The sequence below is a fragment of the Tessaracoccus zhenghani genome, from assembly GCF_054552775.1.
In genome coordinates this window covers 2581479-2602853 of record NZ_CM137275.1, presented here as the reverse complement: position 1 = coordinate 2602853, position 21375 = coordinate 2581479, and the positions used below count along the sequence as shown (strand labels likewise).

At 68.5% G+C, this 21375-nt stretch carries 18 protein-coding genes; 11 read left to right on the top strand and 7 right to left on the bottom strand.

Going from position 1 to position 21375, the window contains the following annotated elements; genetic code table 11:
• The first annotated feature begins 87 nt into the window (after positions 1-87).
• Together ACX1DX_RS12240 and ACX1DX_RS12235 are read left to right on the top strand one after the other, a co-directional pair.
• Positions 88-2766, top strand: a complete 2679-nt coding sequence (locus ACX1DX_RS12240; RefSeq protein ID WP_459396823.1) for an MMPL family transporter — start codon at positions 88-90, stop codon at positions 2764-2766.
• A gap of 4 nt (positions 2767-2770) precedes the next feature.
• Positions 2771-3373 carry a TetR/AcrR family transcriptional regulator gene (locus ACX1DX_RS12235; protein WP_459396822.1) on the top strand — a complete coding sequence of 201 codons (603 nt, stop codon included), beginning with the start codon at positions 2771-2773 and terminating at the stop codon, positions 3371-3373.
• Positions 3374-3398: 25 nt separating this feature from the next.
• On the opposite strand, the gene ACX1DX_RS12230 is transcribed toward ACX1DX_RS12235, so the two are convergent.
• Both ACX1DX_RS12230 and ACX1DX_RS12225 read right to left on the bottom strand, forming a co-directional pair.
• Complete coding sequence (locus ACX1DX_RS12230; RefSeq protein ID WP_459396821.1) at positions 3399-4259, bottom strand: exodeoxyribonuclease III; 861 nt, start codon at positions 4257-4259, stop codon at positions 3399-3401.
• A 10-nt stretch (positions 4260-4269) separates the two neighbouring features.
• Complete coding sequence (locus tag ACX1DX_RS12225) at positions 4270-4548, bottom strand: HIT family protein (RefSeq protein ID WP_264292630.1); 279 nt, start codon at positions 4546-4548, stop codon at positions 4270-4272.
• Between the two features lie 16 nt (positions 4549-4564).
• On the opposite strand from ACX1DX_RS12225, the gene ACX1DX_RS12220 reads away from it, so the two are divergent.
• The gene (locus ACX1DX_RS12220) at positions 4565-5659 is read left to right on the top strand and encodes an IS630 family transposase (RefSeq protein ID WP_459396820.1); all 1095 of its coding nucleotides are present in this window, start codon (positions 4565-4567) and stop codon (positions 5657-5659) included.
• A 126-nt stretch (positions 5660-5785) separates the two neighbouring features.
• Here ACX1DX_RS12220 and ACX1DX_RS12215 read toward each other — a convergent pair whose 3' ends face one another.
• Entirely contained in the window at positions 5786-6733 is a 948-nt protein-coding gene (locus tag ACX1DX_RS12215; protein WP_459396819.1) for a DUF4349 domain-containing protein, read from the bottom strand.
• A gap of 180 nt (positions 6734-6913) precedes the next feature.
• Between ACX1DX_RS12215 and ACX1DX_RS12210 the strand changes: the two genes are divergently transcribed.
• Entirely contained in the window at positions 6914-7330 is a 417-nt protein-coding gene (locus ACX1DX_RS12210; RefSeq protein ID WP_459396818.1) for a DUF302 domain-containing protein, read from the top strand.
• A gap of 6 nt (positions 7331-7336) precedes the next feature.
• Here ACX1DX_RS12210 and ACX1DX_RS12205 read toward each other — a convergent pair whose 3' ends face one another.
• Positions 7337-7804, bottom strand: coding sequence for a YgaP family membrane protein (locus ACX1DX_RS12205; protein ID WP_459396817.1), 468 nt, complete (start codon positions 7802-7804; stop codon positions 7337-7339).
• Between the two features lie 279 nt (positions 7805-8083).
• Here ACX1DX_RS12205 and ACX1DX_RS12200 point away from each other — a divergent pair, with 279 nt between their 5' ends.
• Complete coding sequence (locus ACX1DX_RS12200) at positions 8084-10627, top strand: NPCBM/NEW2 domain-containing protein (RefSeq protein WP_459396816.1); 2544 nt, start codon at positions 8084-8086, stop codon at positions 10625-10627.
• A 191-nt stretch (positions 10628-10818) separates the two neighbouring features.
• Positions 10819-12228, top strand: a complete 1410-nt coding sequence (locus tag ACX1DX_RS12195) for an HNH endonuclease (protein ID WP_459396815.1) — start codon at positions 10819-10821, stop codon at positions 12226-12228.
• A gap of 10 nt (positions 12229-12238) precedes the next feature.
• Here the strand turns inward: ACX1DX_RS12195 and ACX1DX_RS12190 are convergent, their stop codons facing one another.
• The 3 genes from ACX1DX_RS12190 to ACX1DX_RS12180 form a co-directional block, all read right to left on the bottom strand.
• On the bottom strand, positions 12239-13432 hold the full coding sequence (locus ACX1DX_RS12190; protein WP_459396814.1) for a cytochrome P450: 1194 nt from the start codon (positions 13430-13432) through the stop codon (positions 12239-12241).
• A 36-nt stretch (positions 13433-13468) separates the two neighbouring features.
• The gene (locus tag ACX1DX_RS12185) at positions 13469-15730 is read right to left on the bottom strand and encodes a catalase (protein WP_459396813.1); all 2262 of its coding nucleotides are present in this window, start codon (positions 15728-15730) and stop codon (positions 13469-13471) included.
• Between the two features lie 361 nt (positions 15731-16091).
• Entirely contained in the window at positions 16092-16874 is a 783-nt protein-coding gene (locus ACX1DX_RS12180) for an HIRAN domain-containing protein (RefSeq protein WP_459396812.1), read from the bottom strand.
• Positions 16875-17004: 130 nt separating this feature from the next.
• Here ACX1DX_RS12180 and ACX1DX_RS12175 point away from each other — a divergent pair, with 130 nt between their 5' ends.
• The 5 genes from ACX1DX_RS12175 (at position 17005) to ACX1DX_RS12155 (ending at position 21373) form a co-directional block, all read left to right on the top strand.
• Positions 17005-17535 carry a hypothetical protein gene (locus ACX1DX_RS12175; protein ID WP_459396811.1) on the top strand — a complete coding sequence of 177 codons (531 nt, stop codon included), beginning with the start codon at positions 17005-17007 and terminating at the stop codon, positions 17533-17535.
• Positions 17536-17971: 436 nt separating this feature from the next.
• Complete coding sequence (gene cmtR / locus ACX1DX_RS12170) at positions 17972-18331, top strand: Cd(II)/Pb(II)-sensing metalloregulatory transcriptional regulator CmtR (RefSeq protein WP_459396810.1); 360 nt, start codon at positions 17972-17974, stop codon at positions 18329-18331.
• Complete coding sequence (locus ACX1DX_RS12165; RefSeq protein WP_459396809.1) at positions 18328-20244, top strand: heavy metal translocating P-type ATPase; 1917 nt, start codon at positions 18328-18330, stop codon at positions 20242-20244. The genes cmtR and ACX1DX_RS12165 overlap by 4 nt, the downstream gene beginning before the upstream one ends.
• Entirely contained in the window at positions 20244-20852 is a 609-nt protein-coding gene (locus tag ACX1DX_RS12160; RefSeq protein ID WP_026936349.1) for a cadmium resistance transporter, read from the top strand. Before ACX1DX_RS12165 ends, ACX1DX_RS12160 begins: the two co-directional genes overlap by 1 nt.
• On the top strand, positions 20849-21373 hold the full coding sequence (locus ACX1DX_RS12155; RefSeq protein WP_026936350.1) for a signal peptidase II: 525 nt from the start codon (positions 20849-20851) through the stop codon (positions 21371-21373). Before ACX1DX_RS12160 ends, ACX1DX_RS12155 begins: the two co-directional genes overlap by 4 nt.
• Positions 21374-21375: the final 2 nt, after the last annotated feature.

Below are 21375 nucleotides of genomic sequence, written 5' to 3'. Positions count from 1 at the left end.
AACCGAATGCTCAATGGGCAAATTTGCCTAATGGGCAATAAGGCACCTACTGTGGGGACGTCTCCGTCATCGACCGAAGGGCCCCGCATGTCCGCCTTCCTCTACCGCCTCGGCAGGACGGCGGCCACCCGGCCGTTGGCTTTCCTCGCGGCCTGGCTGCTCGTCATCGCTGCCGTGGTCGGCCTGCTCCTCACGCAGACCCCGTCCATCTCCTCGCGCCTCACCCTCGACGACGCCCCCGCGCAGCTGGTGCTGGACGAGGTCACCGCGGCGCTCCCCGAGGCGGGTGGCACGCAGGGAACCCTCGTCTTCTCCGCCGACGACGGCGGGCGCGTGGACAGCCCTGACCGCGCCGACGCGATCTCCCGATCGCTCGACGCGGCCGTCGGCACCGGCATCGTCCTTGACCGGGATGCCCGGCTGGAGGAGCAGCGCGCCGAGGTGGAGACCACCGTCCGCGCGACCGTCGAGGGCAAGGTGGCCGACGAGGTCCGTGCCCAGCTCGAGTCGTTGATCACCGCCCTCGAAGGGGCAGTCCCCAGCGGGGCACCCGCCGCGTCGCCGGCGCAACAGGAATCAATGGCGGCGCTCGGCGCGCGGCTGAACGAGGTCACGACGACCGCCCGCGCCCTCGTCGCCGCCCCTGACCAGCAGCTCATCGCCGAGTCCGGCGCGTTCTTCGCCGAGGTCGGGCAGCTGCGGGCCGAGCTGCAGGCCATGGGCGTCCCCGTCGACGGGTTCCCGGCTCCCGAGCCGGGCATGACCGACCCTGCCGCGGCCGTCGATGACGCGGCCATGGCCGCCACTGACGAGGCCCTTGGCCGCCTGGACGGACTCCTGGACGGCACGTCGCCGAGCGGAACCTCACTGGTGGCCTCCGACGGGGAGCGTCGGACGGTCGTCGTCTCGGACGACGGCACCGTCGCCATCGCCTCCATCCAGCTCACCGAGCAGATCTCCGATCTCCCCGAGGGCAGCCTCGACGACCTGCTTTCCGCCGTCGACGGAGAGGTCGCGGGGAAGGGCCTCGCGGTGGCCGCGAGCAGCGCCCTTCAGCCGATGGAGCCACCCATCGGCGGGAGCGAGGCCATCGGCCTCGCCATCGCCGCCGTCGTGCTGCTTCTGACCCTCGGCTCGCTCACGCTGGCCGGCCTGCCCATCCTGCTCGCCCTGGTCGGCGTGTTCATCGGGGTGGGCGGCGCCTACGCGCTGTCCGCGAACTTCGAGATGACCACCTCCACGCCGGCGCTCGGGCTGATGCTGGGCCTGGCCGTGGGGATCGACTACGCCCTCTTCATCATCCACAAGCACAGCTCCCTGCGGGCCAGGCTGGGGCTCGACGCCGTCGAGGCCACCGCCCGCGCCGTCGCCACCGCCGGAGGCGCCGTCCTGTTCGCCGGGCTCACTGTCGTCATCGCGCTCCTCGGGCTGCTGACGCTCGGCATGGGGTTCGTCTCCACGATGGCGGTCACGGCAGCCGTCACCGTCATCCTGGCCATCGCCCTGTCGCTGACCGCGCTACCGGCCCTGCTGGGACTGCTCGGGCGCGGGCGTCGGGCACACACCCAGCCGGTGCGCGCCCACCGCGGCCACGAGCACTCCCGGTTCGGCCGGATGGCCAAGCGCTGGGTAGAGGCCGTCACCGCGCGCCCGATCCTCACGATCGTGCTCATCGTCCTGGGCCTGGGCGCCCTGTCGCTGCCGGCCGCGCAGATGCAGCTCGGCATGCCGTCGGGGGCGGTGGCCGCGCCCGGCTCGGATCAGCGGGTCGCCTACGACTCGGTGACCCACGCCCTCGGGGAGGGGGCGAACGCGCCGCTCATCGTCGCGCTGACGCCGTCGGATGCGGCCGCTGTGGATCAGGACCGCCTGGAGGCCTGGCAGTCCGAGCTCGCCACGCACGAGACGGCTGCCAACGTCCAGCTGATGGGGACCTCCGAGGACCGCTCGCTCGTGCTCTACACCGTCGTCCCGGACGCCGGGCCCACCGATGAGAGCACGGCCGATCTGGTCACCGCAGTGCGCGCCGCCGAACTCGACGGGGTTGAGCGGATCGGCGTCACGGGGCTCACCGCCATCAACATCGACCTGTCCGAGTCGCTCGCAGAGGCCATTCCCGTCTACCTCTCCCTCGTGGCCGCTTTGTCGCTGATCGTGCTGCTCGTGGTGTTCCGGTCCGTGGTGGTGCCGCTGGCCGCCACTGCCGGCTTCCTCCTGTCCATCGGCGCCACCATGGGGCTCGTCGTGACGGCCTTCGGCAATCCCAGCTTCACCTGGCTCGTGGGGGTGGATCGGGCCGGTCCGGTACTGAGCTTCCTGCCGATCATGGCCACCGGCATCCTCTACGGCCTGGCGATGGACTACCAGGTGTTCCTCGGCACGTCGATCCGCGAGGCCTACGTGCACGGCGAGACCGCGCGGCTGGCCGTGGTGGACGGCTTCCATCACGCGAGCCGGGTTGTCGTCGCGGCGGCCATCATCATGGTCTCCGTCTTCGGTGGCTTCGTCCTCAGCGAGGATTCCATGATCCGGCAGTTCGGCTTCGCGCTCGCCGTCGGCATCCTCATCGACGCCTTCGTCATCCGTATGGCGCTCATCCCGGCGGTGCTGCACCTGGCCGGGGACCACGCCTGGTGGCTGCCGGGTTGGCTGGACCGGATCCTCCCCGAGGTTGACGTCGAGGGCACGCGTCTAGAGGTGGCCGACGCGGTGGTGGAGGACGCCCCACGCGAGGAGGCGCCCGTCGGGGCCGGGGTGGGACACTGAACCCATGGCACCCGGACTACGCGACGCGAAGCGCACCGCCGTGGCGCAGCGGCTCGCCGTCACCGCCTTCGACCAGGTGCGCGAGCGCGGGTTCGGCGAGGTGACGGTGGACGACGTGGTGGCCGAGGCGGAGGTGTCGCGGCGGACGTTCTCCAACTACTACTCGTGCAAGGAGGCGGCGGTCGCGGCGGTGGTCGTGCACCGGGTGGAGGCGGCGCTGCGCGAGTGGCAGCCGCCCACCGCGGCCGATCCCCTCACGTTGGTCAGCGACCTGGTTGACTACCAGATCCGGGTGGGTGCCTTCGGGTCGCTGACCGAGGTCGCGGCGCTCGCTGTCGGGCATCCCCAGCTGGTGCCCTTCGTCCGGGAGGCTCAGTGGCAGCTCTGGGTGGCGGTGGGGGACAGGGTCCTCGACGTGCTGCCCGGGGCGGGCGACGACGACGTGGAGACGGTCCGGTTGGCCGTCGGCGCCCTGTTCGGGATTGTCAGCGCCAGCCTGATCGGCTCGGGCGACCGGTCGGGGGCCGGCAACCTCCGGGGAGCCGTGCACCGGGGGATCGCGCGGCTCGGGACCGGCCTCGGCCGGCCCGCAGCCTCGGAGGGATGAGCCCCGAACCGGCGCCGTCGTCGCGTCAGTCCTTCGATTGAGGCAGCCTCGTCCGGCCACCCCGTTTCGGGTTCGACGGCGGGGGCACGACGGGGCCGATGCCGCCGTCGGGGGCCTCATCGAGGTCGACGATGACCGGCGCGTGGTCGCTGGGCAGCTTGCCCTTCCGGGCAGCCCGGTCCACCCAGGCGGCCGTGACCCGGTCCGCCACCGGCTGCGACGCCAGCACCAGGTCGATCCGCATTCCCAGATCCTGGTGGAACATTCCGGCGCGGTAGTCCCAGTAGGAGAACACGCGTTCGCGCTCCGGCCAGCGGGCCCGCACGACGTCGACCAGCCCGAAGGCCTCCAGCCGCTGCCGCTCGGGTCCGGTCACGTGGGTGTGGCCGAGGTAGGCGGCGGGATCGAACACGTCGGCGTCGGCGGGCGCGACGTTCATGTCCCCGCACAGCGCCACGTCCGGCGGTCCCGCGGCAACCGCGGCCGCCAGGGCGTCGAACCAGTCGAGTTTGTAGGCGTAGTGGTCCGAGCCCACCTCGCGGCCGTTGGGCACGTACAGGCTGTGGATGCGCACGCCGCCGCAGGTGGCGCTGATGGCCCGGGCCTCAGTGACGCCCCCGTACCGGGGCTGGCCGGGAAAGTCCCGCTCGACGGCGGACAGCCCGACGCGGGACAGCAACGCAACGCCGTTGAACCCGCCGTACCCGTGGTGCGCGGCCTCGTAGCCCAGCTCCGCGAGGGGGCCCGCCAAGAGCTCACCGAAGGTGGCGTCGGTGAGTTTGGTCTCCTGGAGGCAGACGACGTCCGGCTTGCGTTCCTCCAGCCAGGGCAGCAGTCGGGGCATCCTCTGCTTGGCGGAGTTGACGTTCCAGGTGGCGATCCTCACGCCCGCGAGGCTACCCGCCCGACGCCTCCGGAGGGGCCGCGAGGGCCTCGCGCAGCCGGGCGGCGTAGGCCGCCTGCTCGCCTTCGGTGTATCGGGTCCGGGGCCAGAAGAACCCGCGCAGGCCGTCACCCCTCGTCCGCGGCACCACGTGCACATGCAGGTGGGGGACGGACTGGCTGACCACCGTGTTGATGGCGGTGAAAGATCCCTGGGCACCGTACGCGGTCGTGACAGCGGCGGCGACCCGCTGGACGACGGCGAACAGGGGCGCTAGTGGCGTGTCGGTGATGTAACTTTACGGTTGCATGGGACAATTGGGCATGGCGAATAGGACAGCCCCGGCACTGGTGTTACGTGAAGGCGATAGGGGCGAGTTGGAGCGGTTGACCCGGGCGGCGACGGTGATGGCCTCGACCGCGCAACGGGCGCGGATCGTGTTACTGGCCGCTGACGGGGTCGGGAACCAGGTGATCGCGGACACGGTGGGGGTGTCGAGGCCGACGGTGAATCTGTGGCGGGACCGCTACGTCGAGCGGGGTGTGCGGGGTTTGGCTGATGAGCCCCGCCCGGGTCGGCCCAGGCAGGTGGATCGGGTTGCGATCCTCGCCGCCACTTTGGACCCGCCGTCGGCCAGCCTGGGGGTGACGCACTGGTCGTCGCGGCTGCTGGCGCCTCGGCTGGGGGTCGACCATGCCACCGTCGCGGCGGTGTGGAAGGAGTTCGGGGTCAGGCCGTGGAAGGCGGAGACGTTCAAGTTCTCCACCGATCCGGAGCTGGTGGCCAAGGTCACCGACGTGGTTGGCCTGTACCTGGCCCCGCCGGACAACGCGATCGTGTTGTGCGTGGATGAGAAGTCGCAGATCCAGGCGTTGAACCGGACCCAGAAGGTGCTGCCCATGGCACCTGGCCATGCGGAGCAGCGCACCCATGACTACGTGCGGCACGGCACCACCACCCTGTTCGCGGCGTTGGAGATCGCCACCGGGAAGGTTACCGGCCTGTGTAAGGACCGGCACCGGCATCAGGAGTTCCTTGGGTTCCTCAAGCATGTGGCGCGTGCCTACCCGACCCAGGAGCTGCATTTGGTGATGGACAACTACGCCACCCACAAGAAGGCCGAGGTCCGTGACTGGCTCGCCGCGAACCCGCGGATCACGGTGCACTTCACCCCGACCTCCGGCTCGTGGCTGAACCTGGTCGAGGTCTGGTTCGGGATCATCGAACGCCAAGCCATCCGGCGCGGGACCTTCACCTCGGTCCGCGACCTCACGGGCAAGATCCGCGCCTTCATCAACGGATGGAACCGACGCAAACACCCATTCATGTGGACCAAAACCCCCGACCAGATTCTTGACCGAATCGACCGGAAACGTAAACATGTCTCAACGACAAGCCACTAGCAACCAAGCCGTAACATCACCGCTGAAGGGCACCGCGGTGTTCAGGCGGGGGCTGAGAATGTATACGTGCCACTCCTTGTGGCTGCAGCCCACCCGAGCCGATCTTGGCTAGGGGCACCTTGCCATTCAAGCTGAGCGTTCTTCGGCTGGCGGTATCGGCTCTCCTATCGGCGCCGCACGGCGCTCGGCCCGCCGTCGCAGCCACGCGCGCAGCGGGAAGAACAGCACCAAGGCCACCAACCACACCGGGGCGGTGGCGATCAGCAGCGTGATCAGCCCGGTCAACAGGCCTGCGGCGCCGCGGATGCCGTCGGTGATGGCCTCGCCGAAGCCCCACGACTCGCCGCCGGGGCTCACGACGGCGCGGGGTTCGACCAGCTCGATCGTCACCGTCGCCATCGCGGCCTGCCGCTCCAGGTAGGTCACCTGCGCGTCGAGCGATTCGATCTCGCCCCGCACCCTGGACAGCTCGGTCTCGATGGCGAGCATGTCCTTGACGTCCTTGGCCGCGTCGAAGAACTCACGCAGGCGCACCTCCTGGGCGCGCAAGTTGTCCAGCCGGGCGGAGAGATCGACGTGCTCCTGGGTGACGTCACTGGTGGCCTCGGACTGGAACTTCACGACGCCGAGCGCGGCCACCTCGGCGAGGAAGTCCTCGTAGGTCTCGGCGGGCACGCGCGTGGTCACCCAGCCGCGCAACGCCGACCCGTCACCCGCGGGCGCGCCGTCCTCGCCGTAGCGGTAGAGCCATTCGTCGGTGTCGGTGGCCACCTGCATGTCGGTGACGGTGCCTTCGTGGCTGCGGGCCAGGTCGCGGATCTTCGTCACCGCGTCCGGCGTGCTCTCCACCTGGAGGCGCAGCACCTTGGAGCGGATGATCAGCCGGTCGTCTTCGTCGGTCACCGGGTCGCCCCCCTGCTGCGGCTTGGACACCACGCCACCGCCCTCTGCAGGTGCGGGGTCCCCCGCAGGCGAGTCGCCCTGCCCCGACCCGGCACAGGCCACTAGCAGCAGCGTCATCAGCAGCGCGACGACAGCCCCCACGACGCTCCGCAGCCCAGCTTTCCCCCACATGGCGCCTCCTCCATCAGCTCGGTGAGGTTGAGGCTACGCCCGTGCTGCGCGGACGCGCGCGGACCGAGCAAGGCCGAGTCCAGATCGTTACGGGAGCCCGCGCAGCACTTCCGCCGCCAATTCTCCGCACACCCCACGCCACGGCACTGAACGGAGCATGATCGATGCCAGGAGGTTGCCATGAATTACGGACTTCGCATCGACCTGGAGCGCCCCTTCGACGAGGTGGTGGCGCTCACCAAGGATTCCCTCGCCCAGAGCGGCTTCGGCATCCTCACGGAAATCAACCTGAAGCAGACGCTCAAGAACAAGCTGGACGTCGACGTCGACGACCAGATCATCCTCGGTGCCTGCAACCCCGGGTTCGCCTACAAGGGCCTGCAGATCGAGCCGTCGCTCGGCGTGCTGTTGCCGTGCAACGTGGTGGTGCGGCACACGGCCGGCGTCACCGTCGTGGAGGCGATCGACCCGGAGACGATGGTCGCCATCACCGACAACCCCGAGATGGAACCGCTGGCCGACGAGGTGCGCGAGGCCCTGCGGGCAGCGTTGGATCGCGTGTACGTCAGCGCGACGGGGAACCCCGAGGGCGTCTGAGAGGGCTCAGGAGGGCTGCGGTTCCTCGGCAGCCTCCAACGCGGCCGCGGCGGCGCTGGCGGCGTCCATTCCCTGGAAGTTGAGGTGGGCGAAGTCGCCGCGCAATGCCTTCAACGCCGTGCGCTCCACCTCGATCTCCTTGCGGGTGCGCACGTTCAGCCGCCGGATCACCTCGATGGGCGGGCACCACCCCTGGATGGCGTGCTGCAGCAGGAACGAGGGCACCGCGGCGGTCAGCCACAGCCACTTGCGGGAGTGCAGCCGTGACAGCCCGAGGCTGAGCAGCATCAGGGTGGACGCGTTGGCTTCGAGCACGCGCTCCACGTCCCACGCACTGTCGAGGTCCTTGATGTGCTGGGTGATGACATCGACGGGGGCGTCGGCCAGGGCGGCCACGCGCTGGAGCCGTTCCTCATCGAGGCGTTGCTGCCACTTGTCTGGGGTGGATCGCCGGACGTGATCTGCGTTGGGCATGTCTTCCTCCTCGGGTGATCTTCCAGTCAAGCACCTGGATGGGGCGGCGGGGACGCCCTTTGGGGTACAAGCCGCACCTCGCCGCTGCCAGCCGTGGCCGGACGCGCCGCCGTCAAGGTGGCCAAGGTCTGTGATCGATTGTCCAGGACTTGCTGAACCTGGTCGTCGCGCTACAGCACGGTGGTGGGACATCGATTCAATGGAGTATCAATGCGCTCACGCTTTTCCCGAACGGCCGTACTCGCTCTTGTCCCAGCCCTGGCTTTGTCGGTCGCGACGGTGACGTCAAGCCCTTCGTCCGCCGCTCCGGTCCCCGACCCCACCGTCGCGGTGGCCCCCGAGGAGCATCCACTCGGAAGCCTGGCCCCCACCCCGCCGATGGGATGGAGCAGCTGGAACACCTTTGGATGTGACATCTCCGCTGACCTCATCGAGCAGACCGCGGATGCTCTCGTCGAAAGCGGCATGGCGGCCGCAGGCTACGAGTACGTCAACATCGACGACTGCTGGTCGACCATGAGCCGCTCCGCCGATGGCAAGCTCGTACCTGATCCAGTGAAGTTTCCGCAGGGCATCAAGGGCGTCGCGGATTACGTCCACGGATTGGGCCTGAAGCTCGGCATCTATTCCTCGGCCGGCACCACCACCTGCGCCGGCTACCCGGCCTCTCTCGGCTACGAAATGTCCGACGCGCAGCAGTGGGCCGACTGGGGCGTCGACCTGGTCAAGTACGACAACTGCGGTGGCCACGGCGGTCTCGAGGAGCAGGAGCGCTACCAGGCCATGGCCGACGCCATCGCCGCCACCGGTCGCGACATGCTGTTCAGCCTGTGCGACTGGGGCGAGGGTCGCGACTGGCTCTGGAACGGCACGGATCAGGTTGGACACTTCTACCGCACCACCTATGACATCCGGGCCGAGTGGTCCGTGATGATGAGCAACGGCGATTTCCAGGCGGAGATGGCGCCCTACTCGGGTCCCAACAGCTGGGCCGATCCGGACATGCTCGTGGTGGGCGTGAACCGGTTCCTCGGCAACGACGTCCCGGGCCTCACGCACGGCGAGTCCCGCGTCCACATGGGTCTGTGGGCCATCACGAACGCTCCCCTGATCGCCGGCAACGACGTCAGGTCGATGGAGCCATGGGTTCGTGAGTTGCTCACCAACCCTCGAGTCATCGAGATCGACCAGGATTGGAGCGGCGAGATCGGCACCCGTCTGCGCCGCAACGGTGACGAGGACGTTTGGCTGAAGCAGATGGAAGACGGCTCGACGGCCGTGCTGCTGATCAACCGAGGGACCGAAGCGCGCACCATCTCCGTCGACCCGGCCGAGGTGGGACGACCAGACGGGGCGTCGCAGCAGGTGACGGACGTCTGGTCCGGCCGTGCCTACGCCGCCTCCGACGCCATTCGCGCGCGTGTGGCAGGACACGACGCTGCACTGTTCGTGATCGGCACGCCCACGCAGCAGGGCCTCGAGGCGATGACCACCCTCGAGACCGACGTGCCGCCCTACCTCAACCTGGACAGCTCGTTCGAGCTGACGGTGCGCCTGCACAACGACGGCACGGGGTCCATCCATAACGTGCGCCTCGAGGCCGTTGTTCCTGATGGTTGGCTGGCGACGAGCGCTACGTCGAGCGACGTTGCGCAGGTCGAGCCGGGCCAATCCGCGACGCTGACGGTGGACGTGGAGCCGGATTCCCCGGCGGCAGGAGCGGCAGTCTTTGAGTCTTCAGCCACCTGGGACGGGAAGTCCGGCGTGATGCGCACCACCGACCGCGTGACGGCGCTGGCGCTGGTCCCCCCTGCTCCCGGGACGGCGCAGGTGTCCGCGATGGAATGGCTCAGCAGCACCAACGGCTGGGGACCGGTTGAACGCGACACGAGCGTCGGCAACCAAGCCCTCGGCGACGGCCTACCCCTCACCATCGGCGGCAAGATCTACGAAACCGGGCTGGGCGCGCACGCGCCCAGTGAAGTTCGCGTGTACCTGGGCGGCGTGTGCGAGTCCTTCGACGCCGAGGTCGGGCTGGACGACGAGGTCGGCAACTACGGCCGCGTCGACTTCGTGGTGCTCGCTGACGGCGTCGAGGTCGCGCGAGTTGCCGCCGCCGGCGCTGATGCAGCCAAGCCGGTCAGCGTGTCCATGGTCGGCGTCGACGTCATGACGTTGGCGGTCGACGCGGTCGACGGCGAGAACTACGATCACGCCGACTGGGCCGACGCGCGCGTGCGCTGCACCGAGCCACCGACTCCCACCCCCACCCCCACCCCCACTCCCACACCTACGCCGTCCCCGACGCCCTCCCCGACGCCGACGGTGACCTCCAAGCCAACGGTCGCCCCCACCGCCACTCCCACGCCGACGCGGTCGCAATCGCAGCGGCCGGTTTATGTGCGGACGGTTCCGTACACGATGCCGGGCACCCATGAGTTCAACGGGCGGCTGTGGTTCACCGCCTGCGAGGACTACTCGCGGACGCAGCGCTGCCGCACGAACATCTGGGCTTCGCAGGTGGTGTTGAAGGACGGCACGTTCGAGGTGAAGACCGGATGGGCCTTCAACAACCTGACGTACCTCCCGTTCATGGCGCGTGAGGCGTGGGCGGGCAACCCGCTCGGCCACACGGCAGCATGGACTGCTGCGGATGGTCGCAAGTGGCGCACGGAATGTGACACCGCTGCCACCGGCCGTGGTGGATGCCGTTCGTACACGATGACGACGGTGTACCGGGCGACGCCGAAAGCGTCGGGTGGGTACTCGTTCTCGCAGAGCAACGAGTGGGTGTTCAACAACATCGTGATGTTCACGCCCTGATCCTCACCGGAGCCTGACCCAGGCTGGGCGGGGGGCTGTCCCCCGCCTTGCCGGTCCAGGCCCCATTGGGCGGGGCTGTCTGCGGGTCCGACGGAGAGACCGCAGCTCTCCGTGAGGAATTTCTGCGTCATTTTCTCACTCTTGGGTCAGCGGGCACGGTTTTGTCAGTGCTGGCTATTTTAATAGCTTGTATGGACGACATGCGGGATCTGGGGCAGCGGTACATCGCCGCGCTCTGGGACGCCGTGCCCTCGTTCGGAACCGGCTCGGACACGGCCAGTCGGCTGGCCGGCATGATGGCCGCGGTGGCAGAGGCTGAGGCCCAGCTGGCCGGGCTGCGGCTGCACCTCATCCACGAGGCCCGGCTGGCCGCAGCCGCACCCGTCCTGGACCAGGTACGCCACTCGGTACGCACCACCACCGGCCAGGCGGTCGCCTCCCTGAAACTCGCCACAGACCTGGCCGAACGGTTCCCGCTGATCGCCGCCGCCCTCCACGAAGGCGCCATCTCCCTCGCCCAGGCCGAGGGCATCACCGACGGGCTGCGGAAACTCCCCGGCTCCCTCACCCGCGCAGACCTGGTGCAATGCCAGGAAACCATCCTCGAACACGCCGACACCCTCGGCCCCGCCGAACTGCGCGCCCTCGCCACCCGCCTCCACGAACTGGTAGACCCCAACGGCGCAGACGCCGCCGCCCAGAAACGCCTCGACGCCCAAGACCGCGCCGCCATGCGCAACCGGTACCTGCGTTTCACCCCAGACCACCACGGCGGCACCAGAGTCACCGCGCTGCTGCCCACCGCCCACGCCCACCTGCTGGAGGCGCAACTCGACGCCATCGAGCCGCCCCTGTCGTCCTACCGCGAGGCAGGAGAACTGCCCAGCCGGGAGATCCGCCGCGCCGATGCCCTGGTGCTGCTGGTCCAGACAGCCGCCGCCACCGGGCAACTGCCCGCCCACGGCGGGGACAGGCCGCAGGTCACCGTCACCCTGAACTACGACACCCTGCTCACCGGGCTCGGCCACGTCGGCATCGTGGGGGCGGAGGATCTCGACGGCCTCTCCGCCGGCGACGCCCGCCGCCTCGCCTGCGACGCGGAGTTGATTCCCGTCGTGCTCGGCACCGCGTCTCAGCCGCTGGATGTGGGGCGCAAGCATCGGCTGTTTCCCGCCGCCATCCGCACCGCGCTGGTCCTGCGCGACGGCGGCTGCGCGTTCCCCGGCTGCACCGCCCGCCCCGCCTCCTGCGAAGCACACCACATCATCCCCTGGTGGGCCGGCGGAGAATCCTCCCTTGTCAACGCGGTCTTGCTCTGTCCCCACCACCACCGCCTCGTTGAGCCAGACCCGCAACAGTCGGCCGAATCCCAATGGCAGGTCCACCTCGACCCCGCCACAGGGATGCCCTGGTTCACCCCACCCCGGCACATCGACCCCGCCCGCACACCACGACAACACCCCCGCCACCTGCTCCGCGCACTCACGCCACGCCCCAAGGCACCACCCTGCCCAGATGACCACCACGCAGAGCGAACCGACGGACCCAGCCTCGAAGAACTCCTCTCGCGCAGCGCGGAGGTATGGCACGCCACGGTCTGATCGAGCGGCCTCAACCGACGTTGGCGGTCACGTCCCGAAGCGCGTAGCCCGAGATGACCTCGTCCCACCCGAGTTTCGGCTCACCCACCAGCGAGACGGGGTGCGCGAAAAGCCTCGTCAGCAGAATGTCGGACTCCTGGATCGCCAACGCGTTGCCCGGGCATTTGTGGGGCCCATCGCCGAAGCTCATCACTTCGGGGCCGATGCCGCGGGGCAGTTCCCGGCCGGGGCAGAGGTCCAACGGCGAGTCACCGACGGTGGCCGGGTCTGCATTTGCCTGGCGGATGTGCAGGTCGAGGAGTTGCCCCGCCCGCACCGTGTGGGTGACGCCCGCGTCCGTGAACGTGAACTCCTTCTCCGCCCTCCGGTACAGGTGACCGATGATCGGCTCCAGCCGCAGGATCTCGTGGAGGATCGCGTAGCGCTCGTCGTCGCGGGCCACGACGTAGCGCGAGCGCAGCGCGTCGTCGCGCAACAGGTGAAGGGCCGCCATCGAGATGAACTCGCGGGTGGTGGCCATGCCCGCCGCGCCGTAGGTGACGCACTCGATGAGGATGGCCGAGGCGCCGTACCCCTCGTCGATGAGGTGGCTGATGACGTCCTCCTGCGGCTGTTGCCTGCGGGCCCGGATGGCGGGGCGCACGTCCCAGAAGTAGAACCAGGCCATGGGCGCCGCCCCACGGAGCGCCCGGAGAGCAGCCCGGACCGGCCCCTCGGCTCGGTCTGAGGCCGGGTCGTAGACCGGCTGGTCCAGCAACCGCTCCAGGCGACGCGCCAGCCCACGTCGACGCGAATCGGTGAGCCCGATCACCTTCGCCGCGACCTCCGTCGAATAGCGCAGCGACACGTCGTCGAGCCGTGCCCCGCCCTTGGCGGCTATCTCGGCCACCAGGGCGTCTGCACGCGATTCCATCAGCCCGCGATAGCGGGTGGCCACCGTCTTGGGCGCGAAGAAGCGCGCGATCTTGCTGCGCTGCTGCCGGTGCGGCTGCCCGTCCACGAACAGGATGGGTTGCTCGGCCATGGTGCCGTCCGGGATGGATTCGGAGTTGAAGCCGGCCTGCGTGGTGGCGTCGCGCTCCCTGAGGATCTGGCGGACGGCCTCCGTGGAGCGGATCCGCCAGACGCCGTCGAAGCTCTCCACGCTGGGGAAGGTAGTCTCCCCGGGTTCGACGGAGATCCGTCTGCAAGAGCCGTCGCTCATGGCCGTCAGCCTACTCCCGGTGTCCCGTGCAGGGACTCAGCTGGCCGGGGCGGATGCGGGGAACCTCTCCCACACCCGATGGCTGGCCAGGAGATCGGTCAGACCGGCCACAAGTTCCTCAGTGCCCCCGGTCAGCACGCCGGGGGCGTCGAGTGGCACTCCGGCGGCCGCCAGCACCTCGCCGGACGCCGATTCGACGCCGATCGCCTTGCAATGCCGGTACATCTCGGCCACCAGCTTCACCACCCGCGGATCCACCGGTTGGCCGACGGTGTCCTGGCCTGCCTTGGCGTCGAACGTCGGAAGGGCATCCGGCGCAGGCTCGGGGGCGTCAACCACGATCACCGCGTCGAACTCGATCGATGCGGCGGTGAGGAACGTCCGATCCATCACCACGTCGCCGAGCTTGCCGCCGTGCGGAGCCGTGACGAACGGCACCATCCCAGCGGCCAGCACTGCCTGCTTGGCCGCCATGATCGTCTTCGGCGAGGTGTCGGCGTCGACCACGAGTGCAACCTTCCGCCCGGTCACAGGCCACTTCTGGCCCACCTGCGAGAGCGCCGGGCTGGGCTCGACGTCTGCCGGCGGAACCGTCGGCTTCGGCGCCGGCAGCCCGAGGCCCTGCGCCACCTGGGCGCAGAGTTCTGCGTCGATGTTGGCCAGGCATGCCAGTTGGCGCACCTTGATGGCCTCCTCGTAGCACTTGCCGAGTTCGAAGGTGTAGGCCCGCGCCAGGTGCTGCCGCTCAACTGGGCTGAGGGAACGGACGAACAGCGTCGCCTGGCTGAAGTGATCCTCGAAGCTCGCCGGGCGCTCCCGCGTCTTGTCGCCCGCCACCGGCGTGGGGATGTCGATGAATCCTGCGTCGTCCTCGGTGGCCTCCGCAGGGTTCCCGCCGTCGAGGGAGTTGGGCTTGTAGGGCGCCACCCCGCCGTGCACGGCGTGCTGGTGGAAGCCGTCGCGGAACATGTCGTTGACCGGGCAATGGGCCCGGTTGATGGGTATCTGGCTGAAGTTCGGGCCGCCCAGCCGAGTGATCTGGGTGTCGACGTAGGAGAACAGCCGCGCCTGCAGGAGCGGGTCGTTGGTGAAGTCGATACCGGGCACCAAGTGAGCGGGGTTGAACATCACCTGCTCGGTCTCGGCGAAGAAGTTGATGGGCCGCCGATTGAGCGTCATGGTGCCGATGATCTCCACCGGACACAGCTCCTCGGGCACGAGCTTCGTCGGGTCGAGCAGGTCAATGCCCTCGAACGTCTCCTCCTCGGTGTCCGGCATCACCTGCACGCCGAGGTCCCAGGACGGGTAGGCGCCCGCGTCGATGGCGTCGTAGAGGTCGCGACGGTGGAAGTCGGGGTCGTTGCCGGCGGTGAGCTGGGTCTCTTCCCATACCTGCGAGTGCACGCCCTGTCGCGGCTTCCAGTGGAACTTGACCAGGCTGGTCTCGCCGGCGTCGTTCATCAGGCGGAATGTGTGAACCCCGAAACCCTCCATCATCCGATACGACAGCGGGATGCCGCGGTCCGACATGTTCCAGGCCGTGTGGGCCTGCGCCTCGGTGTGCAGGGTCACGAAATCCCAGAAGGTGTCGTGCGCGCTCTGCGCCTGGGGGATCTCCTTGTCGGGTTCGGGCTTGACCGCGTGGACGACATCGGGGAACTTGATGCCGTCCTGGATGAAGAAGACCGGCATGTTGTTGCCCACCAGGTCGTAGTTGCCCTCAGAGGTGTAGAACTTCGTGGCGAACCCGCGGGTGTCGCGGACCGTGTCCGACGACCCACGGAACCCGACGACGGTGGAGAACCGCACGAACGTCGGCGTCTCGACGCCTTTCTTCAGGAACGCGGCGCGGCAGATCTTCGTCGCGCGCCCGTTGGCCACGAACACGCCGTGCGCGCCGGTGCCACGGGCGTGGACCACCCGCTCAGGGATGCGCTCGTGGTCGAAATGGGTGATCTTCTCCCTCAGGTGGTGGTCCTGCAGGAGAATCGGCCCCCGGGGCCCGGCCTTGAGCGAGCGGTCAGTCTCACGAAGCCGCGCGCCCACCGACGTCGTGAGGAACTCGCCTTGCTGGCCCACCGCCTCCGCAGGCGCCCCGGTGGGCGCTCCCGTCGGGGTGACCGTGTCGGGCCCCTGCTGTGAGGGCTTGGGCGAGGGCGGCGCCGTGGGGGCGGTCGGTTCCTCCGCGGCCGGGTTCTCGACACCGGGGCCGGGCGGCGGAACGGAGAGGGCGCCTTCGTCGACGGCGGCCTGCTGGGGCTTGGCGGACTTCTTCGCGGGAGACTTCTTCGTGGCCATGCGCGACTCTCCTTGATCGGGCGCCTGACGGCTGGATCCGACGGCGTTGGGGATCGGTCGAGTTTAATCAGGAGATCGGCTCACCGGCGGGCGTTCATCCCGCCGGGAACGCGTGCAAAAGGGTGGCTGCCATGACATGAAGAAAGGCCTAGCCGGTCATTGACCGGCTAGGCCTTCCGCTGGCGCGCTCGGCAGGATTCGAACCTGCAACCTTCTGATCCGTAGGAAGGTGAGGGGTGTCCCGGGACAGCCCGGGATGCCCCTTTTCGTCCGTTCTGAGCGTGGCTTGGAGCGGCTTAGTCCCGGCCTGTTCGATCTGCTACTGGGTGGTCATCGGGGTTGTGTGCACGCATCTGCACACTCACGTCATGGACTCCGGTACCTCTCGGCAGAGGGCCAGCCCAGGAATACGCCGGCGAAATGTGTCGTCGAGGATGACTACTGCAGGGCGGAACCCCTCCTCACCGGGCGGATGCCCCCGCATGAATGCGGCTTGGAGATTCTCACCTCCATCCATCCGTTTGGCAAGGCCCCGGGCCAAGCCCTTGTTGACGTATCCGACTTTGCTGGCGCGACCGGACGGTAGCTTGGCGTAGACCGCCACGGCGTTGGCGTCGTATTCGTTCTTGGGCTCGCGTCGGAGGTCCGCAGGTTGGCCGGGTGAGGTATTGGCTGTTCGGTGCCCGGGGTAGTGGGCTGTTCCTCGCACGAAGAAGCTAACAACACCGTGAGCGGCCATCACCCGGCTGGCTGGGGGCAGCTTCTTGCCCGTCGATGGGTGCACGAAGTTGCCGCCCCTGACGGTGATTGGCAGAGCGCCGGTTTGCTCATCCGGCACGATCAGGCCAGCGGCTTCTTCAGGGCTCAGCCACTGGCTAACGTAGTCAGCGCGCTCGCTTGTCTCTGGGCGGCTAACTGTGGTGCGCACGGTCGTGGGCTCTGCTGCGGGCGCTGATTTGGTGCGGCGAGGTGCCTGCGTATCCGCTGCGCCGCTCTGGTCGGTTTCCAATCGCAATGCCCGTTTGAGCGACTCCAGTATCCCCATGCCAGCACCATAGGTGAGGAATCCGGAGACAGCTCTCCCCAACTGCGTCTGCCCGTGAGATGGTCCCTTCATGACGCGCATAGAGATCGTTGCGGCCACGTCCCCAAGCCTTGTTGCCATCGCCATCGCCGCTCTGGGTCACCACACACAACGACGCGAATCAGTTCAAACGCGGGAGATGCTAAGAGAGCAGCGTGAATCGGATGATAGGCGATCCAGGGAACAACGCATGGCCGACGAAGAGCGGTGGCGTGCCCAATTGTCAGCGGAAGCCGCGGCTCGCCAAGCCCGACAGGATCACGAGGTGCGCCTCCAGAGCCTTGAGGTCAATCAGCAAGTGACTCTGTCGCGGGAAGACCACATGCGAACTGATCTCGCTGAGTTCATTGAGGCCACTAATGAAGCGATTCGTGCCGCTGAAAGTGCACTGGACCAGATACAGCAGCTCATCGCGCAAGAGCGTTGGGAGGAGGATCCCGACATTGCGCAGAGCGTGCGCGGTACGGGGGTGATGCGGCGTCCAATGGCCGCGGCCGCGCGGCTCATGGTTTACAGCCGTCACGTTGGGACGGAAGCTATGAGCCTCGTCCGGGGGGTGCAGTTGGAACTGGGCGAGGCAGTCAGCAGATTCCGGTCTCGCCAAGAACCGAACCAGTACATGATCTTGGAGCTCGACGAAGCGCTCACCGACTTCGGCGCTAAGGCGGGAGACCACATCTGGCGCCCAGTTGACGCTGCTGACAAGACAGCGGCCTCATAGCAGCACCGCCTGCACTAGATGTTCCTCACGACTGGCAATTGCGGGCCGCCGGGTCACACCTCACGCGCAGCATGCCCAAACGGGCTCATCGCAATCGGGGGTGTAGGCGGGGTGTGCGTGTGATGTCTCACGAGATCGTGGACGGTTGTGTCTCGGGACATCGTTGACGGTCGGGTGTCTCATGAGTTCGTGGACGGTCGGTTCTGGGTGGGGCCGTGCCAGCCGTGGCGGGTCGCGGGCTTCTCGTAGGTCGCGATTGTGTGTCCTTGTGCGTCGGTGAGGGTGACGGTGCCGGCATCCCAGCTGATCGCGACGTGTACTGGTAGCACCGATTGTTGCTGAGTCGCGTATTCATCAGATGTCGACTGCTGTTTCGCCTTGTGGCGGAGGCTGATGCATCTGGCGATTGATCAGCCTGTGCTGTATAGTTCAGTGCATGCTGACTATTGCTTCTCGACTCGACGTCATGAACCGGCTCGGCCGGGCCATGGCGGATCCGACGCGTTCCCGGATCCTGATGACCCTGCTCGAGGGACCGAGCTACCCGGCGGTGCTCTCGCGTGAGCTGGAGATGACTCGCTCGAACGTGTCGAACCACCTCACCTGCCTGCGCGACTGCGGCATCGTGGTCGCTGAGCCGGAGGGTCGCCAGACTAGGTATGAGATCGCTGATCCGCACCTCGCGGCCGCTCTCATCGCGCTGGTGGATGTGACTCTGGCTGTCGACGAGCACGCTCCGTGCGTGGACTCGTCGTGCACCGTTCCGGGTTGCTGCGGAGCGGGAGCAGACGCGTGAGCGCGGCATGCGGCTGCGAGCACGAGCCGACGACCACGGCAGTCGATGAGAGCGAGGAGAAGGAGCGGCCCTGGTGGAGGGACCGCGGGATCATGGTGCCGGTCTTCTCCGGTGTCGCGTTCCTCGCTGGTCTGATCCTTGAGTGGTCCGGCATGGAGATCCCGGCACTGGTGCTGTTCTGGGTCGGCTTGCTGCTGGGCGCGTCGACGTTCACGCCGGGCGCGATCCGGAAGCTGTTCAAGGGCAAGCTGGGCATCGGGCTGCTGATGACGATCAGCGCGGTCGGCGCAGTCGTCCTCGGCTACGTCGAAGAGGCTGCGGCGCTGGCGTTCCTCTACTCGATCGCAGAGGCGCTGGAGGACAAGGCGATGGACCGCGCCCGCGGCGGGCTGCGAGCGCTGCTGAAGCTGGTCCCCGACACCGCGACCGTGCGCCGCGACGGCGCTTTGGTGGAGATTGCGGCGAAGGACCTCGCGGTCGGGCAGGTCATGGTGGTTCGTCCCGGCGAGCGGATCGCGACCGACGGAGTCGTCCGTGCGGGGCGCTCCAGCCTGGACACCTCGGCGATCACGGGCGAGTCGATCCCGGTCGAGGTCGAGCCCGGCGACGCCGTGTCGGCCGGCGCGATCAACAGCGCCGGTGCGCTGGAGGTCGAGACGACGGCGGCGGGCACCGACAACTCGCTCACGACCATCGTGGAGCTGGTGGAGCAGGCGCAGGCGGAGAAGGGCGAGCGAGCGCGCCTCGCGGACCGGATCGCGCGCCCGCTGGTCCCGGGCGTGCTGGTCCTCGCGGCCCTGGTCGCCCTGGTCGGCTCGCTGTTCGGGGACCCGGAGCTGTGGATCACCCGAGCCCTCGTCGTCCTCGTCGCCGCCTCCCCGTGCGCGCTGGCGATCTCGGTGCCGCTGACGGTGGTCTCGGCGATCGGCGCGGCGAGCAAGTTCGGCGTGATCATCAAGTCCGGCGCGGTGTTCGAGCGCTTCGGCACGGTCCGCCACGTCGCCGTCGACAAGACCGGCACCCTCACCGGCAACGAGCCCGCTGTCACCGCGGTCCTCGCCGCGGACGGCGTGACCGACGCCCAGGCGCTGGCCTGGGCGGCCGCGCTGGAGCAGCACAGCACGCACCCGCTGGCCACGGCGATCACCGCCGCAGCCCCCGGAGCCCAGGCTGCGGAGGGGGTGACCGAGCAGGCCGGGCACGGCATCGAGGGCAAGATCGACGGGACTCGGATCACCGTCGGCAGCCCCCGCTGGCTCGACGCCGGGGTGCTCGGCGACCAGGTCGCGGGCCTGGAGGAGCAGGGCATGACCGTTGTGATCGTGCACCGCGACGGGGCCCCTGTCGCCGCGATCGGCGTCCGCGACGAGCTGCGTCCCGAGGTCCCCGAAGTGGTGCGGACTCTCGCGGCGCAGGGCGTCGGGGTGACGATGCTCACCGGCGACAACGCCCGCACGGCACGGGCGCTGGCAGCGCAGGCCGGTATCAGCGACGTGCGCGCGGAACTGCGTCCCGAAGACAAAGCGACCGCGATCGGGGAGCTGTCAAAGGCGGGGTCGGTTGCAATGATCGGCGACGGCATCAACGACGCCCCCGCTCTGGCCGCCGCGGACATCGGCATCGCGATGGGCGCGACCGGCTCGGACGCGGCGATCGAGTCCGCCGACGTCGCGTTCACCGGCCACGACCTCCGCCTCATCCCGCGCGCGTTCGACCACGCCCGCCGCGGACGCCGCATCATCAACCAGAACATCGTCCTGTCGCTGCTGATCATCACCGCGCTGCTGCCGCTCGCGCTGTTCGGCGTCCTCGGACTCGCCGCTGTGGTGCTGGTCCACGAGATCGCCGAGGTCGTCGTGATCCTCAACGGACTCCGCGCCGCCCGCACGCGTACCCCACGGCTGGAGAGCTGATGCTTGCGACCATCGGCTCAGCGATCGGCTTGTTTGCTGCGACCAACATCGATGACATCGTCGTGCTGACCGTGCTGTTCCTGGCCTCCAGCCGAGGGAAGCCGCGACCGTGGCAGATCGTCGCAGGCCAGTACCTCGGGTTCATCACCCTCGTCGTGATCAGCGTGATCGCCGCGCTCGGCCTGACCATCGTCCCCGACGAATGGGTGGGCTTCCTCGGCCTGATCCCGCTCGGCATCGGCATCTGGACCCTCGTGCGGGGCCTGCGACGCAACGGTGACGACGATGACGACGACGAGAAGATCACCGCGGTCGGGCTGTGGGGCGTCGCCGGGATCACGATCGCCAACGGGGCCGACAACATCTCCCTCTACACGCCGATCTTCCGCACCAGTTCGCCCGGCGACGTCGTCGTCATGATCGCGGTGTTCCTCGTCCTCGTCGCCGTCTGGTGCGCTGCTGGACGCCTGATCGGAACCCACAAGGCCGTCACCGAAACGCTTGAACGCGTCGAGCACTGGCTCGTACCCGTCGTGTTCATCGGCCTGGGCCTGTTCATCCTGATCGATTCCGGCGTCATCGTCCGCCTCGTCGAGGTCCTCGCATGACCCCGGACGCGGCTGCCGATGCTGAGCTGACGTCGGGAGAGCGGCAGCAGAGGGGGCGTTGGCGGCTCACGGCGGGGGCACTCGCGCTCGGCGGGCTCGTCCTCCTGATCGATCAGGGGACGAAGGCATGGGCGGAGGCCACGCTCACAGTAAGTGAGCGCCTCCCGCTGATCGGCGACCTGCTGGGCCTGCAACTCGCTTACAACCCCGGCGCGGCGTTCTCCTTCGGTGAGGGTTCCACCTGGGTGTTCGCGCTGGTGGCCGTCGCGGCCACCGTCACCGCGATCGTGTTCGCGTTCCGTGTCCGACACCCCGGGTGGGCGATCGTGATCGGCGCGCTTGGCGGGGCCGCCGCCTCCCACGCCGGCGACAGGCTTTTCCGTGCTCCAGGGTTCGCCCAGGGGCACGTCGTGGACTTCCTCGCCTACGGGAACTGGTTCATCGGGAACGTCGCCGACGTCGTGATCGTCACCGCCGCGATCGCCGGAGCGCTTCTGATGATCCGCGGCAACGAGAACTGAGA